This window comes from Budvicia aquatica DSM 5075 = ATCC 35567, from assembly GCF_000427805.1.
Lineage (GTDB): Bacteria > Pseudomonadota > Gammaproteobacteria > Enterobacterales > Enterobacteriaceae > Budvicia > Budvicia aquatica.
The window spans coordinates 76,000-92,019 of record NZ_ATYS01000005.1 but is presented as its reverse complement, the minus strand read 5'-3'; the positions used below and the strand labels follow the sequence as shown (position 1 = coordinate 92,019).

The window sequence follows — 16,020 nt, the reverse complement described above, 5'->3', positions numbered from 1 at the left end:
CATATATTATATATAATATATTTTTTGGGAATGATAGTAGAAAATTGCACAGAAAACAGACATGCGGCATAACTGTGACGCATGTCTGTTTTCTAGGTTTAGCGGGTGGAACCCCAGAATGAATGGCTAAAAGTCGAGGGAACTGTGTTAATTGGAGGAAAAAGAGTTAGCTGGAAGTATGGTGCTACTTATTATGGGTGAATTTTTAACAGCGAAGCCGTAATCAATGAAAGTATATACCCAGCCCCAAACGGATATCAGAAGAGGACGTTTTCTGATTTAGCCGTTATGAGCTGTTAGGGCTGGAGTAAAAATTTAGGCTTTGATATCCAGGGGAACAGATTCAAATAAAAAGCGGTCGAAGGAGGGTTCTTTTGACTCAAGCTGCTTAGTCACTCGGTCATTAATATTTTCCAGATGCTGCCACATGGCTAATTTTGCCGCCATAGGATCTTTACGCTGTAGTGCCTGTAAAATGGCCTTGTGCTCTTCATACCCTCTTTGGCTATATTCGCGCTGTTCGTCCTGTTGCTTTAACTCTTGCCATATCGGGTCGCGTTTACGGACGTCCCAGATATAGCGGACAAGATCGGTTAACAGGGCGTTTTGCGTCGCGCCGGCAACCAAGCAGTGGAAATAGCGGTCGAGTTCTTCGTTGGGGGGCAAGTCGAGATACTCTTTTTCCTGCTCCAGAACGTCACTGAGCTTTTCAAGATCGCTTTTCACTATTTGCGTAGCGGCAAATGCAGCAATGGTACTTTCAATCAGTTGTCTTGCCTGGAGAAGCTCAAACGGCCCGACCTTTCCGGTAAGAAAAGAGTCCATGCCGATCTCATTTTTGATCACATAAATGCCCGAGCTTTTTCGGATTTCGATAAAGCCCTCAACTTCCAGCAAGATCAGGGCTTCTCGGATAACCGTACGCCCGACACCAAACGTTTCAGTCAACTCTCTTTCGGTTGGCAGTTTGTCGCCAATCTTGTAAATACCCGATAAAAGCTGCTTCTTTATTTTAGCGCCAACTTCTTTATACAACCGATCGTTACTACCCATAAAACCTGAGTCCTTTAAATTCGGCACTATTATCAATACTCGGAATAATCAGCGTTGCTAGGGGAACGTAAAAGAGCCCCGATAAGATTACATAAGTAAGTCATTCGGGCGAACTAGTACGACTAATACGAAAAGCCCCTTCAAGTATCAAGCCTATTCGGCTTGCTACCCTACCAACAAATACCACGTAGATCTATGCTAAGTCTAAACTTCCGCCCGGCGATTGCCAATTCTTATACGCGAAAAGATAAAAAGCGTTCTGGATCTATATATAGAGGGAGGAATAGCCAAGAATGCAGGCACAGTGAGAAATAATGAAATGAGAATAGGACTGGGGTTAGATATAACCAAGGCACGTACGAATTTATCGTACGTGCCTTATGTAAGAGCGCGTTACTTCGCGCCCTGTACGGCCTGTGCAGCTAACTGAGTGATTTTTTCGAAGTCGCCCTGAGCGATAACATCGGTCGGAACAAACCAAGAACCACCGACACAAATCACGTTATTCAGCGCCAGATAGCTACGGTAGTTCGCCAAATTAATCCCGCCGGTCGGGCAGAATTTCATTTCCGGGCAGGGGCCGGCAAAGGCTTTCAGCGCGGCAACGCCGCCATTAATTTCCGCCGGGAAAAACTTCAGCGCGGTTAAGCCGGCTTCTTTCGCCATGAGTAGCTCAGAAAGCGTGGCAACACCGGGAATAACCGGTACCGTTCCTGCGACCGCCGCGCTTAAAATAGCCGGTGTAATACCGGGAGTAATAATAAATTGAGCGCCAATGGCGGTGACTTCACGCAGCTGTTCAACGGATGTTACGGTTCCTGCCCCGACAATGGCCTGAGGAACTTCTTTAATGATCTTCGCCATCGCTTCCATTGCGCAGGCGGTTCTTAACGTGACCTCAAGGACTTTCACGCCGCCGGCAACCAATGCTTTAGCCAGAGGCACCGCATCTTCAATGTTCTCAATCACAATGACCGGAACAACCGGACTGCTGCTTAAGATCTCTTCCGCACTTCTTTTCCAGTTTTTCATATCAATACCTTAGGTTGAATTAAATAAACATATTAATGGCCAGGCAACCCAGCAGGCCGCAGACAGAGATAACGGTTTCCAGTACTGACCAGGACTTTAGCGTTTCGCCAACCGTTAAATTGAAATACTCTTTAATCATCCAGAAGCCCGGATCGTTCACGTGTGAGAAGAATACGCTGCCGGAACCAACGGCAAGAACCATCAGTTCAGGGCTGACGCCCGTTGCTTCGATAAGAGGAAATACGATACCGCCGGTGGTTAATGCTGTTACCGTTGCTGAACCTAATGCTAAACGTAATGACACAGCAATCAACCATGCCAGCAGCAAAGGTGAGAAGCTGAACGCATGCATTATGCTGGCAATATAATCTTTAACTCCGCTATCAATAAGGACCTGCTTAAAGGCACCGCCGGCACCAATGATCAGTAGCATCATGGCAATCAGCTTGGCTGAAGACTCTATACTTGCGGTAATTTCAGCCACCGTTTTGCCGCGGTTAAAGCCGAAGGTGTATAAAGCAACCAGTGCTGCAATTAGGGTTGCGATAACCGGATCGCCAAAAAACTCAGCGTACGGGAGAATGGCGTTACCCTTAGGCAGTACCATTTCAAACACGGCGCGCAGTGCCATTAGGATCACTGGGATGAGCGCGGTGAATACGCTGATACCAAAGCCGGGCATCTCTTGTTCACTAAACTCTCGGTTAGCAAAGCCCATATGGATTTCTGGGTTAATCTTTTTAAGATAAGGCAGGCGAGCAAACAGCGGGCCGGAAATAATCACCGTTGGAATAGCAATCATCACGCCATAAATAAGGGTTAAACCCATATCGGCGTAGAACAGGTTGGCAATAGCAGTCGGGCCGGGATGGGGCGGTAAGAAGCAGTGGGTAACCGATATTGCGGCCGCCATAGGAATACCGACATACAGGATAGAAACGCGTAATGTCAGTGCTAAGGTGATCACCAACGGCATTAATAAAATAATACCGACTTCAAAGAACAGTGCGAAACCAACAATAAAGCCGGTAATGGCAACGGCCCACTGAATATTTTTCTCACCGAACTTATTGACCAACGTCATCGCTATGCGTTGGGCTCCGCCGCAGTCGCCGAGTAATTTACCCAGCATGGCACCAAATCCCATAATCAGGGCTAAATTACTTAAGGTGCCGCCAACACCGCTTTTAACCGAGTTCAGAACGCCAACAATCGACATTCCCTGTAATAAACCAACAAATAATGCGACGAGGATCAACGCAATAAAACAATGGATTTTGAACCGCATCATAAGGATAAGTAATAATGCAACGCCTGCAATAACAATTAATATAGGCATGTTATTTCCCTTTAAATAGGACTTATTAAAATCTGTTGTTATTCACCTTATGTAGGATGAATAACAACATTTAAGGTTATGTTTATTGTTTTAAATTTTTAAGGCGAAGCCCCGGTTAGCGGCCCATCCAGCCGCCGTCGACCACAATGGTATGTCCGTCAATATAATCAGATGCCGGCGAGGCTAAGAATACCGCAGCACCACCTAAATCAGACGGCTGACCCCAGCGACCGGCAGGTATTCTTTCCATAATTTGACGATTACGCGTTTCATCATTCATTAATGGAATATTCATTTCGGTTGCAATATAGCCGGGGGCAATACAGTTAACGTTAATACCCTTGGAGGCCCATTCATTTGATAATGATTTAGAGAAACCCATTACGGCTGATTTTGCCGCGGTATAGGCCGGAATGGTAAATCCGCCCTGGAATGCCAGCAATGAGGCGATATTAATAATTTTGCCCTGACCCTGTTTAATCATGTGGCGACCGAATGCCTGACACATAAAGAAGACCGCGTTTAGATTAACGTTAAGCACTAAGTCCCAGTCAGATTTAGGGAAGTCGACGGAAGGGTGACGACGCTGAACGCCGGCATTGTTGACCAAAATATCAATATGCTGATACTTATTAACGATGCTATTTACCAGATCGTCATATTGTTCAAAGTTAGCTAAATCAAAGGTAATGCTTTCGCAAGAAACGCCGTAAGCCTTAATCTCTTTTTCGGTTTGTTCATTGCGATCGACATCAACAATAATGATATTGGCTCCGGCATTAGCCAGACTTTCAGCGAATGCTTTACCTAAGCCTCTTGAACCGCCGGTGACGATTGCATTTTTACCTGATAAATCAAATGGATTACTTTTCATTCTTATGCCTCATTGATATTATTTTTCATATAGATTGGCTATACAAACTCATACATGACTTTAATGACATCGCCGCCATTCAAGCACATATCGAAGCCGTCTTTGGCCTGCTCAGGGGAATAAACAGTAATCAACCGCTCATAAGGGAAACCTTTTGAAATCAGGTTGATAGCGGTATTGAAATCACGCTTGGTATAGACACGAGTGCCAATGACGGTGAGCTCTTTAAATTCAATATCAAGCAGCTGGAACTCGGCCGGTTTCTTATAAGAACCGACGATTTCAATCATGCCCTGTACTTTCACGACCTTGGTCAGCAATGCGGCAACAACCGGATGGGCGGCACAGTCATACACGACATCAGCGCCGATGCCTTTAGTCAGTTCTGATACGCGGGCTGTGATATCAATTTCTGCCGGGTTAAGCGCAATAAACCCAAGTTCACTTGCCAGCTGTAAACGATAAGGGTTAGTTTCAACGACAATAATCTGTTTCGCTCCCCCGGCCTGCAGAACACTGGCCATACAAAGGCCGATAGTACCGGCACCAAATACCACCACTGAGTCACCAACGTTAAAATTAGTCCGGCTCACCGCGTGAACGGCAACGGCTAAAGGCTCAACAAATGCACCAATAGTCATCGGCATATCTGCAGGTAATTGATGAACAACATTGGCCGGAACCTTGACATACTCAGCCATGCCGCCGGCAGTATCGATACCGTAAAGTTTCAGGCTACTACAGACATGGCTCACGCCATTTTCACAGGGTGCACAGTGCTGACAAGAGATCAGCGGCCGGACGGTAACCGGCGTTCCTTCTTTAAAGTGCCCGTTGCCTTTAGCGATCACGCCGGAAAATTCATGACCAGTGATTAGCGGGCTTTTCGCTCTGGGATGGGCTCCGACATAAATATTTAAATCAGAACCGCAGATACCGGCGTAATGAACTTTGATGAGTACTTCATCCTGATTAATTTCCGGAACAGGGACGTCGTCTAACGAGATCTCTTTCGGGCCGTGATAAACAATCGCTTTCATTTTTTATTACTCCTAATTGCATTTACGGATATAAAAGTCACTATTTCACCGCATAGTGCGGGAGCTCTTCAGACAGTACCCGTAGCACTTCCTGAGCCGCAATAATCAGCGAATTTTCTGACGCTTCTGAGGTGAATGCGCCGGTGTGTGGAGTGAGAATAACGTTATTTAGCTTGAAGAAACGTTGGTCAGTCATGGGCTCATCTTTGAACGCGTCTAACCCCGCGCCCCCTAAATGGCCGCGATCGAGCGCATCATAAAGTGCATCTTCATCAATCAGTTCGCCGCGGGCCGTATTGATAATAAAAGTGCCTTTTTGCATTTTCTCAATCGCTTCGCGGTTAATCATATTTCGGGTGGAGTCGGTGGCCGGCAGGTGCAACGAGATGTAGTTTGATTCACGATAAATTCGGTCTAAATCATCGGTGTACTCAACTTGATAGTTATCAATAAGCTCTTGATTTGGTTTTAAATCATAGGCTAATACCCGCATGCCAAATGCCCTACAGCGCTTAATTAATTCGTAGCCAATAGCGCCGGTTCCGAGCACGCCAATGGTTTTTCCATCAATCTCTACTCCCGGGACTCGGCTCCAGGAACCGGTGCGGACGTTATGGTCCATCAGATGGATTTTTCGTGAGAGGCCGGTGATAAATGAAAATGCCAGTTCACACACCGAAATGCTGTTAGCACCGGGAGTAATTGTGACTATCACGTTATTTTTTCCGGCGGCGATCAGATCGACTTTGTCATAGCCGACGCCGTTACGGGCAATCACCTTTAATGAAGGGGCTCCCGCATTGATGACCTGCTCATCAATTTGGTCTAACCCAACGATCATGGCGTCAAAATCGGCCACCAGAGGCAAAAGTTCCTGCGCGGTATAGGGCCTGGACGGTGTCATAATTTCTAACTGATGCCCGGCAGCGGTTAGAATTTGTTGTGCCGCTGGGCAAACGGCAAAGGATCTTGCCGTGGTAAGGATTCTGGCCATAGTAAAAAGCTCCGATAATATTAAATATTCATTGAGACTTACTGCATTTCATTGCGCTGAAATGATGAAATTGCCTTAAATTGATCCTGTAAATTCCAATAAACCTGAGCGTAGATTTGGTAGAGTTCGCAGTAAGTTTGGTGATGCTTTGGATTAGGTTTGTAAACCTGATGAATACCTATAAGGTCGCTGGCTTCATCGATAGAGGTCAGTTGCCCTAAGGCGTAGAAGCCGAAGATTGCAGCACCGTAGGCGGCACCTTCATCAACATCAGGAATGCAGATTTCACGACCAAGAATGTCGGAGAGAATTTGTAGCCAGACGGGGGAGCGGGTAAAACTGCCGCTTACGCGAATTTGCTCGGCGGTTCCGGTCAGCTCTTCCAATGACTCCAGAACGCTACGCATGCGATAGCAAATGCCTTCAAGCGTTGCGCGGATAATATGACGTTTGTCATGATTTAGGGTCAGGCCGAACATGATGCCTCTGGCATCAGCATTCCAGTAAGGGGCGCGCTCACCGGTAAAGAATGGCAGTACTACCAGCCCGTTGGATCCTGCTGATACTTTGTCGGCATAGCTGGCGAGCAGAGAGTAAGAGTCAAGCCCGAGTTTTTCAGATACTCGTTGTTCTGTTTCAGCAAATTTATCTCTGGCCCAGCGAAACGAAATACCACCGTTATTAATTGCGCCGCCCAGCATCCAGCGATCTTCGGTGATGTTGTAGCACCAGGTACGGCGTTTAATATCGGTTTCAGGCTGTTTGGCGGCCATACGGATTGCGCCACTGGTGCCGATAGTAATATTGATCTGCCCCGGGCGAATGGCGCCGACGCCGACGTTCGCCATCATGCCGTCTCCGGCTCCGATAATGACGGGAACCGGTCCCTGCAAACCCAGCCGTTTTGCCATTGCCTCAGTTAGTGATTCGAAGTGGGTAGTCGCAACCACTATTGGCATCTGCTTTTCATCAATCGATAGCAGGCTGAGTACTTCTTTGTCCCACTCCAAATTTTTGATGTTGTAACAGCCGCTGCCGCTGGCAATTGAGCGGTCAACAACGCGCTTTCCCGTCAGGCTTTGAAAAACATAGTCTTTGATGGAGCCAAACCACTTGGTGCGAGCGAATATTTCCGGCTGATTGTTTTTCATCCAAAAAATTTTAAGCAGCGGATACATCGGGTGTAGCGGGCAGCCGGTTCGATGATAGAGCCGTTCGCTATCGGTCTTACTTTTCATCTCATCGAGGTAAATTTGGCTGCGACTATCGGCCCATGTCATCAGTCTGGTTAGCGGATGGCCGTCTTCAGCAATGGCTAAAAAGCTATGAAAAACGGCGCTGAGTGCGATGCCTTTGACGTTATTAGCCTCATCTCCCAGTAGCGAAATTGTTCGAGTAATGACCGCGATAGTTGATGCCAAAATAGAGTTAGCATCTTGCTCTGCTGCTCCGGATTGGTCGGTAAACAGCGGATATTCGTCCGTTGCCGTCGCATATGCCTTGGTGCTGCCGTTCCGGTAAGCGACAGCCCTTACCCCGGTGGTGCCGATATCGACCCCTATAACAATATTGGTATTCATTTAAGCTCCATTGATCGACTAACAATCAATTATTGGCATGCCAATTAATATTGTTGGTATGATACAAACAAGTTTTTATATTACTGTTATATGGATCACAAAGATGATTTTTTGATCTTTGTTACGAAAAAGTAATAATTGGTTAAACTAATAAGCTCTTTAGATTAAATGTTAATGATGTAATTGACTGAAAATTATAATTAAAATGATTTTTTGATGTTGTCTCTATTTGATGAATGGTGGGTAGATTAATTATCGATCAATTTAATTGGTCGACCAATAATTTGTATGGAATGACGAGAAAGGGAAGAAAAGCCGTTTTAGCGGCTAAAAGTAACAGGTAGGAGTCGGGCAGGGGATGGGCAGAAAGGGTGTCAGAATTCGTAATATATAAATAAAAAGCTCGGCAATTAAGGGATTTATTTACGCGATAATAAGATAGGTTTTATTAATATATAATCACTCGCGGGAAGTTTGATCTAAATATTTATTGATAAAAATGAGAATATAGTTTTCCCCCGTAATATTCTATTTTATGACTGAAAGCGTGACGAACTTAACATAATATGTTTACTTATTGTTATTTATATAATTTATGGTAAGAAATATCTCCCTGTATTTAATGTTTAATAATGAATGTAAACTGATAAATTGTGATTTAAATCCGGTTTAATTCGTTTTATGGGCGGGTTGTCACATTTCAAGCTGAGAAATAAATATTCCCGTACCCCGCATTTTTATTCGTTGATAATAATAATGGCGATAAAAATAGATTATTATTTTTTATTAAATAACAGCCTTGTGGTTGGGGTTTTTTACACTCTTTTGTTTATGGATTAAATATGAAAAATAAAATAATAATGATGATGTTATTTGCGGGAATAAGTTCATCTGCATTAGCCGTAAATGTCTATAAAGATAAAGACACTACGTTAGATATTTATGGGCGATTAGAATATCAGTTTGCCCATGGAGATGCTTCTTTTGCAGGAAATGATTCGAGAAATCAATTGGGTGGCCGTCTGGGTATTTATGTCACCCGCGATCTTTCATTATTAGAAGAGACTAAAGTGATTGGCCGCCTTGAATGGCAGGTCCGTACTGAAAAAAATGATAATAAAACAAAGGATAAAGATCTTGATGCACGTTATGCCTGGCTTGGATTATCTCACGCCCGTTACGGTGAATTAATTGGCGGGCGTACTCAGAACCCGTTATATCAGGTAATGAGAATGACGGATAAATATAAAAACTTTACGCCAAACGTTTATAACTACGGTATTAGTACCATTGATACTTCATACCAGTTTAATCGCCAGGACGGTACTCTTCAGTGGAATGGTGATTTCGACGGCCATCAGATTCGGGCCGCATACGTTGCCGGTAATGGTAATAGTGATAATGAAGTACTGGATAACGCCATGATGCTTAGCTATCGTAAAATGCTAAAGGTGGGGGATCTGAAAATAACGCCGGCTATTGCTGCCAGTGAATTTAATCGTAAGGATAATATTCAGAAAAAGGTCACCGATGACCGTAAGAAACATCAGCAGGTGATGGGCGGATTACAGTTTGATTATGATGCGATGTCGTTGGCAGTAACGGCCGGAAAACTCGCTATCGAACGTGATAATAAGTCTGACAATGATTACGTTAGCTTCGATTCGGTGGCTTCATATCAGTTTGAAAAAGTTAAGATCTTGGGTGGATATAGCTTTCTGGATGAAGACGGTCAAGATATCTATGAAAAAGAGGGCTGGAGAGCCGAAGCCCAGCTAACCATGGCGAAAAATACCTATTTGTCGGTGAGCTATATTAAACAGCTGGCGGATAAAAATGTAAAAACTAATGATGATGCTGTCATTGTCGGGTTGCGTTTCGACTTCTAAGGATAATTATTATGAAAAAAGTCATGTTATTACTGGTATGTGGCGTACTTTCTATGGTCAGTGCCCAAGCGAATACGATTATTGCTCCACAGCCGCAGGCGAAAATAGACGGAGAGAACAAGACGGTTGCGCTCTACGGGAATTCATATATGCATTACAACAACCATTTGAATACCCGGCTGCGTGATTTAAGCCGTTCGTTGCTGGCCGATCGGGCTAAAGACAATATGTATCGTGGAATAACTATTTCCAGCGGGCGATTAGGTTGGCATGTTCCGAACCTGAGCTTTCAGAATTCACTGCAAAAGTGGGATATTGTTGTGCTTCAGGGGAACTCTACCGAGTCTATTTCAGCTAAAGAAGAGACGCGTAAGTACTTTACCGACTCGGCCCGATTAATGGCAGATACCGCTCATCAGGCCGGGTCTAAAGTGCTGTACTTTATGACCTGGGCCAATAAAGACAAGCCAGAACAGACCGATAAACTGGCGAAAGCCTATATGGATATTGCTACCCAAACCGGCGGATATGTTGCTCCGGTCGGTCTGGCATTTAGCCGGGCCATTGCGACCCATCCAGAGATCGATTTGTATCACAGTGACGGTAATCATCCTTCGTTAGCCGGTACCTATCTGGCTGCCTGTGTGCTGTTTGCCACTATTTACGACCAATCTCCGGTTGGCGGAGCGCTGCCGGTCGATAGTGATATGACTGAGCAGACGGCTCGGGCTTTACAGCAGGTTGCATGGGATACGGTGACCCAGTTCCGTAAGTAGGAGAAATAGGTCTACTGTTGATGGCGGCGGGATAGCCGTGAGTTTGGAAGCATAGCTTTCGGATGCTTCAGCGATGAGATTGATAAAAAGGCGTGCAGTTTTAACCCTGCACGCCGGATTGATGATAACGTAATTTAGTCGGGCTTCAGCATCGCTTTCGTCGGCAAAAAAGTGTCGATATATGACTTTCTTCCGGCGGCGCGAGGCAAGGTTTCTGTCAAAAGAAGGTTTCCATTTGAATACCGAAACTCCACTCGCCACCGGCAGTAAAGTTTTTCTCGCCGAGCGTATCGTGTGGGCTGTAATTATCCAGCGATTTATCCCAGTTCATCCAGGTTGCGAAGACGCGTAATTCAGGACGACTAAAGAATGGCGAAATATTGTCAGCACGGAAGGTTGGGGCAAAGGTCAACTTGTAAAAGTTGCCGTGGACTTTTTGGTAGTCAAGATAACCATTCGGGTCTAAGTCCATATATTGCCAGGAGGCTTCGTAACCTAATACAAAGTTTTCGGTGATATTTTGCATTAAGCGGCCATTGAGGGTGACCCAGCTGTAGTCGTCATTTTTTACGTAACGGTCGCTACTATGTTGGGCCAGCACCGAAGGGGCAAAATCCCAGTCTTTGGCGAGATTCACGATACCGTAGCTGGCCAGACGCAGCGTTTTCGCATCCGACAGTAATGCAGGGTCTGTACCGATATTTTTAACTTCAGCACCCAGGCCTTGCCCCCAGGAAATAGCACTGCGTGATTCACCTTTAGTCAGGCCATAGAAGCTATCGGTTTTGTAGCCCAGTAATGTAGTGTAACCCTGGTCTGCAGCATTAAAGACTTTTATCCCATTCGGGATTTGTCGTTCATCATTATCTTTAGCCTTCATGCCACTGATATATAACTGCACCGGGCCAACGTAGTTATTTGCCGTCAGGATATAGTTTTGAACGTCATTATTTACGATGTCCACATCACCAAAACTACGACCAATAAATGAAAAATTACTGTGGATGTCGTCGCTCCACTTGATGTCGTAAATACCGCCACCTGTACCATTAAGCGCGATAAATTTTGAATCAAGCCACGGGATTTCAAAGTTGTCACGATCCACTCGTTTGCCGGCCCATAACGTGGTGTCTTTAAAAATACTGGTAAAACTTGGCAATGAGGCTATTTCAGCGAACACCTGACTGACGTTTAAGGTACTGGAGTCTGCCGTCCAGTCGTTATAACTTTTTTGCTGATCGGCGATCATCGTCATAAAGCGTGTTGTTGCACCGTTATCAAGGCGTTGCTTTTTCTCCAGATAAACTTCGACGTACGTATCTGGTTCATTGCCAAGACGCCCAACCGCGCCCCCCGTTTGCCCGGCAGGAGTCAAATAAGGGCCACCCTGAGCGTGACGTGCATTTTGCGTTGTCATCATTCCGGAACGTGCATAGCCATGCAGTTCGAAATAACCATTGTCATCTGGGGTGACTTTCTCAATATGTTTGGTGCGTTTTTCTAAATCCTGAGTCATCTTTTGCGCCTGCTGAGCTTGTTGTTCGCTGTGTTGTATTTGAGCCTGTAATCGCTCATTTTTTTGCTCGGCAATAGTGGCTCGGGATTCTGCTTTTTGTAGTCGTAATTCTAATTGGTTAAGGCGTTCTTCGATGGTTAATTTAGGGGCAGCAATGACATGAGGAATCGATAATATATTTATAAGCCCGCAGCCTATAAATGCAGCAGAAATCATTTTCATATTATTCTCGTTAATAGGTTGTCAGATATAAAACGATAATGAAAAGCCCTACGCCAGTTAAATGGCGCAAGAGCAGGGTCTATTTATTTTTCAGTTAATCGAGGTGATATATTTCTTCCATCTCAACCCATAGCGTTCCTTCTGGCTCTCCATCTAGTGGTTTCTGGCACGGGCCAGTTTCTTGCCACCACTCTTGAGTTTTCAGGTGCGCCGCCATCTTTTTCTGATCGGCTTCGTAATCGTCACCGATATATTCAAGATAACTGAACAGCAATCCATTTTTATAATAAATAGAGAAATTACGTAAGTGACACTCTTTAATCATGGCATTCACTTCAGGCCACGGGTTGGCATGTAACGTTTTATAATATTCCAGCTTCTCAGGCCTGACCTGAACAACACAGCCGAAACGGCGTATATTACTCATGTGCTACTCCTTGTCGTTAAGCGCAGGCGAGGGCGCTCGCACCTATTAATAAGTGCGACCTTGCCTGCAATTAAAACGTTTTTTTATTTAACTGATTTTATCGGTAATACAAAAAATGATGATGCAAAAACAAAGATGATTGCGGCAATAAATAGAGTCGAATAGTCATTGTTAAATGTTGATAATAACCATGCGGATAATATTGGGCTGAAAGATTGTGGTAACACGGTGGCAATGGTCAAAATCCCCATGTCTTTGCCGGCTTGTTTTCCACCACCGGGTAATACCTGTGTCATCAGTGCCATATCAATGGAGGTATAAGCACCGTAACCAAGACCCATAATCGCCGCATAATAATACATACCGTTGAGCGTCGGCACGAATAACGGGATCATCAGGCCAATTGCCATCATAATACTTGAGGCAAAAACAAAGATTTTACGGCGCTGATACTTATCGGAAAGATAGCCCGACACCAGGCCGGAGAACAACAATGTCACCAGAGTGATAGCCGAAATAGTCCCGATGGCATAGTTAGAGTCTTTAACACTTAAACCAATGTAGTCCTGAAGAATATACAGCTGATAGGTTACAACCCCTTGATACCCCAGGAACATGGCGAAGCGGCCAAAGAACGCCCATCCAAAATCAGGATATTGGCGCGGGCTTACCCAGAAGCTCTTGAAGAAGGTGCCCCATTTGAATGGTTCAACTTCAAGTGCGCGGGTAGAGGGCTCGCGGTTTATCAGGACAAACGCTACACAACAAGCGATGATCGCAAGACCAAACACCAGGTAACCGAGTTGCAGGTTATATGCCAGGTAACCGGCGACAATAATACCGACCGTACCGCCAGCCGTTGAGCCAGCCCCCACAAACCCAGAAGCAATACCACGGTTTTCCGGTAAGAAGCGGTCTGCGACTACGGTGGCGAGTGGCCCGTTCATACAGTTAAGTGAAACGGCTGCCATAAGCCAAAACACGGCGATACCGGCAACGGTGGTGGTCATTGAAATCCCAAAAATTGCCAGACCGCCAATCAACGCGCCCCCAACAATCCACGGCGAACGACGCCCCCAGGTTGAACGGCAACGGTCGGATAATGCGCCCGCAATTGGTTGAGCAAAAATGGTAAATAACAACGCCGATGTCATGACAATCGCCAGGTTATTGGCTTTATTTGCCGGATCGATTTGCGCTATATGGTTAGGTAATAAAACAGAAATAACACCGCAATAGAGAGCCAGTAATACGAAGAAGTTAGTAAACAATGAAGCAAGAAGTATCCGCTTTCTTCTTCCGGTTACGTGCAATGTATTTTCTGATGCCTTATCTTTAAACTTATCGCCTGCATTTGTAGGGTGCAGTGCATTACTATTATCAGACATGCTTATTTCCTCAATTATTTTTTTCAGTAGGGTGCTGCGAAATAAACGACATCCAGACCTTGTTCCTTATTTGTCATTCCCCTCCTGAATCTGATAAATAAATATTACGAGCATTCCCGCCCATAACGGCGTGTTTGTCGCTGGCATGCAGATTGGCGATTGCCTTTTCGACACATTGTTTCCAGCGAGAATACCCCCCGGCTAAATTGACCACTGGCCAGTCCCCCCCAAATAAACAGCGATGAGGTCCAAAGCTGTTAATCGCGTGATGGATCCACGGAGCGAGTTGTTCATCGTCCCATGTTTGCCAGTCCGCCTCGGTAGGTAGCCCGGAAATCTTGCAACACAGGGAAGGGAACTCAGCCAGTTGCGCGAATGCGTCTTGCCATTCTTGCCAGGCGTTGTTGATAATTCCCGGCTTCCCCATATGGTCCAGCACTACCCTGGCATTGGGTTGGTGTGCAAACAGCCAACTCAATAGATGATGCACTGCCGGTAATTGATGTGCCCGGACACATAAATCGAGAACAAAACCTTCCTGAGCGGCTGCCAGCAAACCTGCGCGGTAATGGGTATCGTAAAACAATGCATCAGGCTCATTTTGAAGCGAGCGACGAATACCGACTACGCGCGGCAGGGTGCGTAACTGGCGTAGCAGTGGTATTGCCGCTGTTCCGTTTTCTAGCGGTGCCCAGGCCACGATACCGGCAATTTGAAAAGGCGAATGTTTTGCCAATCCGTTAATCCAGTTCACCTCCGCCAGCGCCTGATCCGCTACGCAGTCTGCCTGTACCACAATGGCGGCATTCGGGGCCGTACCTTCTGCGGCTAAATCTTCCGGCAAATGTGGATGGTTGAGCGCCGGAACATCACTAAGCCAGTCGTAATGCAGAATACGTGGGTCCCACAGGTGCAGGTGGCTGTCTATTAGCGTCATTTTTGGGCCTTGCCCCCGTTGCCAGGCAGCACATCCCAGCCAATATTGAGAACGGGGGCGATCAACTCATCAATTTTTTGCAGCAACGCGGCATCCAGCGGTTGTTCACACCAGTGTATGTTATCGAGCATGTTTTCTTTGCTGGCGGTGCCGATGACGGTGGTGGCAATACCCTGTTCAGCCGCCGTGGTCAGTGCAAACTGCAACGCAACCTGAGAAATATTCACGCCTTCACGATCGCACAATGCAGAGACGGCGCGGCAGGCGTTCTGTACATCTTCGTGTGCCGGGTGCCAGGTTGGCGCGCCGCCGCGAGTGAGTAATCCCATCGAAAGTGGGGAGGCATTCAACACACCGATCCCGGCCTGGTTTAATCGTCTGGCAACATCGCCTAACCGACGGTCCTGTAACGTCCAGGTACAGTAGGCCATGACGGTATCGACTTTCTGCTCCACAGCCAGTTTTTCCAGCAGTGCAAGGTCGTAGCCAGTGATGCCAACATGTCGCACTAGGCCACTTTGTTGGAGTTCACGAAGCATCGGGAGTGCTTCTTCAACTAACTGGTGCAAATCACCGTATTCGATGTCATGACACTGAATGACGTCGATGTAGTCAGTACCCAGGCGAGCGAGGCTTTCATCAATGCTGCGCAAAGTGGCTTCGCGTGAGAAATCCCATTGGCTGTCGCCATAGCGACCTACTTTGGTTGCGAGGGTATAGCTTGCACGTGGGACACCCTTCAATGCGCCACCCAATGCGGTTTCTGCTTTGGTTAAACCGTAATAAGGTGCGACATCGAAATAGTTAACGCCGTGTTCAAGTGCCGTAGTGACCGTATCGTTAGCTTGTTGTTGTGATACCGGGTGATAAATACTGCCAAGTGAGGCGGCACCCATTGCCAGTACGGGAACCTGAATGCCTGTGCGCCCTAAAGCTACTGTTTTCATTTTTTC

14 protein-coding genes are annotated in these 16,020 nt (G+C 46.0%); 2 read left to right on the top strand and 12 right to left on the bottom strand.

Going from position 1 to position 16,020, the window contains the following annotated elements:
• Window positions 1-315: 315 nt before the first annotated feature.
• From YWE_RS0103705 to YWE_RS0103675, 7 genes are all read right to left on the bottom strand, one after another.
• On the bottom strand, window positions 316-1,053 hold the full coding sequence (locus YWE_RS0103705; RefSeq protein ID WP_029093312.1) for a GntR family transcriptional regulator: 738 nt from the start codon (window positions 1,051-1,053) through the stop codon (window positions 316-318).
• A 393-nt stretch (window positions 1,054-1,446) separates the two neighbouring features.
• Complete coding sequence (locus YWE_RS0103700; RefSeq protein ID WP_029093311.1) at window positions 1,447-2,085, bottom strand: bifunctional 4-hydroxy-2-oxoglutarate aldolase/2-dehydro-3-deoxy-phosphogluconate aldolase; 639 nt, start codon at window positions 2,083-2,085, stop codon at window positions 1,447-1,449.
• A gap of 19 nt (window positions 2,086-2,104) precedes the next feature.
• Window positions 2,105-3,424 carry a gluconate:H+ symporter gene (locus tag YWE_RS0103695; RefSeq protein ID WP_029093310.1) on the bottom strand — a complete coding sequence of 440 codons (1,320 nt, stop codon included), beginning with the start codon at window positions 3,422-3,424 and terminating at the stop codon, window positions 2,105-2,107.
• Between the two features lie 115 nt (window positions 3,425-3,539).
• On the bottom strand, window positions 3,540-4,298 hold the full coding sequence (kduD, locus tag YWE_RS0103690) for a 2-dehydro-3-deoxy-D-gluconate 5-dehydrogenase KduD (protein WP_029093309.1): 759 nt from the start codon (window positions 4,296-4,298) through the stop codon (window positions 3,540-3,542).
• Between the two features lie 38 nt (window positions 4,299-4,336).
• Window positions 4,337-5,338 carry a zinc-dependent alcohol dehydrogenase gene (locus YWE_RS0103685; RefSeq protein WP_029093308.1) on the bottom strand — a complete coding sequence of 334 codons (1,002 nt, stop codon included), beginning with the start codon at window positions 5,336-5,338 and terminating at the stop codon, window positions 4,337-4,339.
• A gap of 40 nt (window positions 5,339-5,378) precedes the next feature.
• Complete coding sequence (locus YWE_RS0103680; protein ID WP_029093307.1) at window positions 5,379-6,332, bottom strand: phosphoglycerate dehydrogenase; 954 nt, start codon at window positions 6,330-6,332, stop codon at window positions 5,379-5,381.
• A 38-nt stretch (window positions 6,333-6,370) separates the two neighbouring features.
• Complete coding sequence (locus tag YWE_RS0103675) at window positions 6,371-7,912, bottom strand: gluconokinase (protein WP_029093306.1); 1,542 nt, start codon at window positions 7,910-7,912, stop codon at window positions 6,371-6,373.
• Between the two features lie 842 nt (window positions 7,913-8,754).
• On the opposite strand from YWE_RS0103675, the gene YWE_RS0103670 reads away from it, so the two are divergent.
• Together YWE_RS0103670 and YWE_RS0103665 are read left to right on the top strand one after the other, a co-directional pair.
• Window positions 8,755-9,801 (top strand): porin, encoded by a 1,047-nt coding sequence (locus YWE_RS0103670; protein WP_029093305.1) that lies wholly within the window; start codon window positions 8,755-8,757, stop codon window positions 9,799-9,801.
• 11 nt (window positions 9,802-9,812) lie between these two features.
• A complete protein-coding gene (locus YWE_RS0103665; RefSeq protein WP_029093304.1) occupies window positions 9,813-10,577 on the top strand; it encodes an SGNH/GDSL hydrolase family protein in 765 nt (254 codons plus the stop codon).
• Window positions 10,578-10,794: 217 nt separating this feature from the next.
• On the opposite strand, the gene YWE_RS0103660 is transcribed toward YWE_RS0103665, so the two are convergent.
• The 5 genes from YWE_RS0103660 to YWE_RS0103640 all read right to left on the bottom strand — a co-directional run bounded on the left by YWE_RS0103660 (window position 10,795) and on the right by YWE_RS0103640 (window position 16,014).
• Complete coding sequence (locus tag YWE_RS0103660) at window positions 10,795-12,309, bottom strand: carbohydrate porin (RefSeq protein ID WP_407641190.1); 1,515 nt, start codon at window positions 12,307-12,309, stop codon at window positions 10,795-10,797.
• 100 nt (window positions 12,310-12,409) lie between these two features.
• Window positions 12,410-12,742: an L-rhamnose mutarotase gene (locus tag YWE_RS0103655; protein ID WP_174768715.1), complete on the bottom strand. Its 333-nt coding sequence runs from the start codon at window positions 12,740-12,742 to the stop codon at window positions 12,410-12,412.
• 83 nt (window positions 12,743-12,825) lie between these two features.
• Window positions 12,826-14,130 carry an MFS transporter gene (locus YWE_RS0103650; protein ID WP_051323168.1) on the bottom strand — a complete coding sequence of 435 codons (1,305 nt, stop codon included), beginning with the start codon at window positions 14,128-14,130 and terminating at the stop codon, window positions 12,826-12,828.
• A 73-nt stretch (window positions 14,131-14,203) separates the two neighbouring features.
• The gene (locus tag YWE_RS0103645; RefSeq protein ID WP_029093300.1) at window positions 14,204-15,067 is read right to left on the bottom strand and encodes an amidohydrolase family protein; all 864 of its coding nucleotides are present in this window, start codon (window positions 15,065-15,067) and stop codon (window positions 14,204-14,206) included.
• The gene (locus YWE_RS0103640) at window positions 15,064-16,014 is read right to left on the bottom strand and encodes an aldo/keto reductase (RefSeq protein ID WP_029093299.1); all 951 of its coding nucleotides are present in this window, start codon (window positions 16,012-16,014) and stop codon (window positions 15,064-15,066) included. Before YWE_RS0103640 ends, YWE_RS0103645 begins: the two co-directional genes overlap by 4 nt.
• Window positions 16,015-16,020 lie beyond the last annotated feature (6 nt).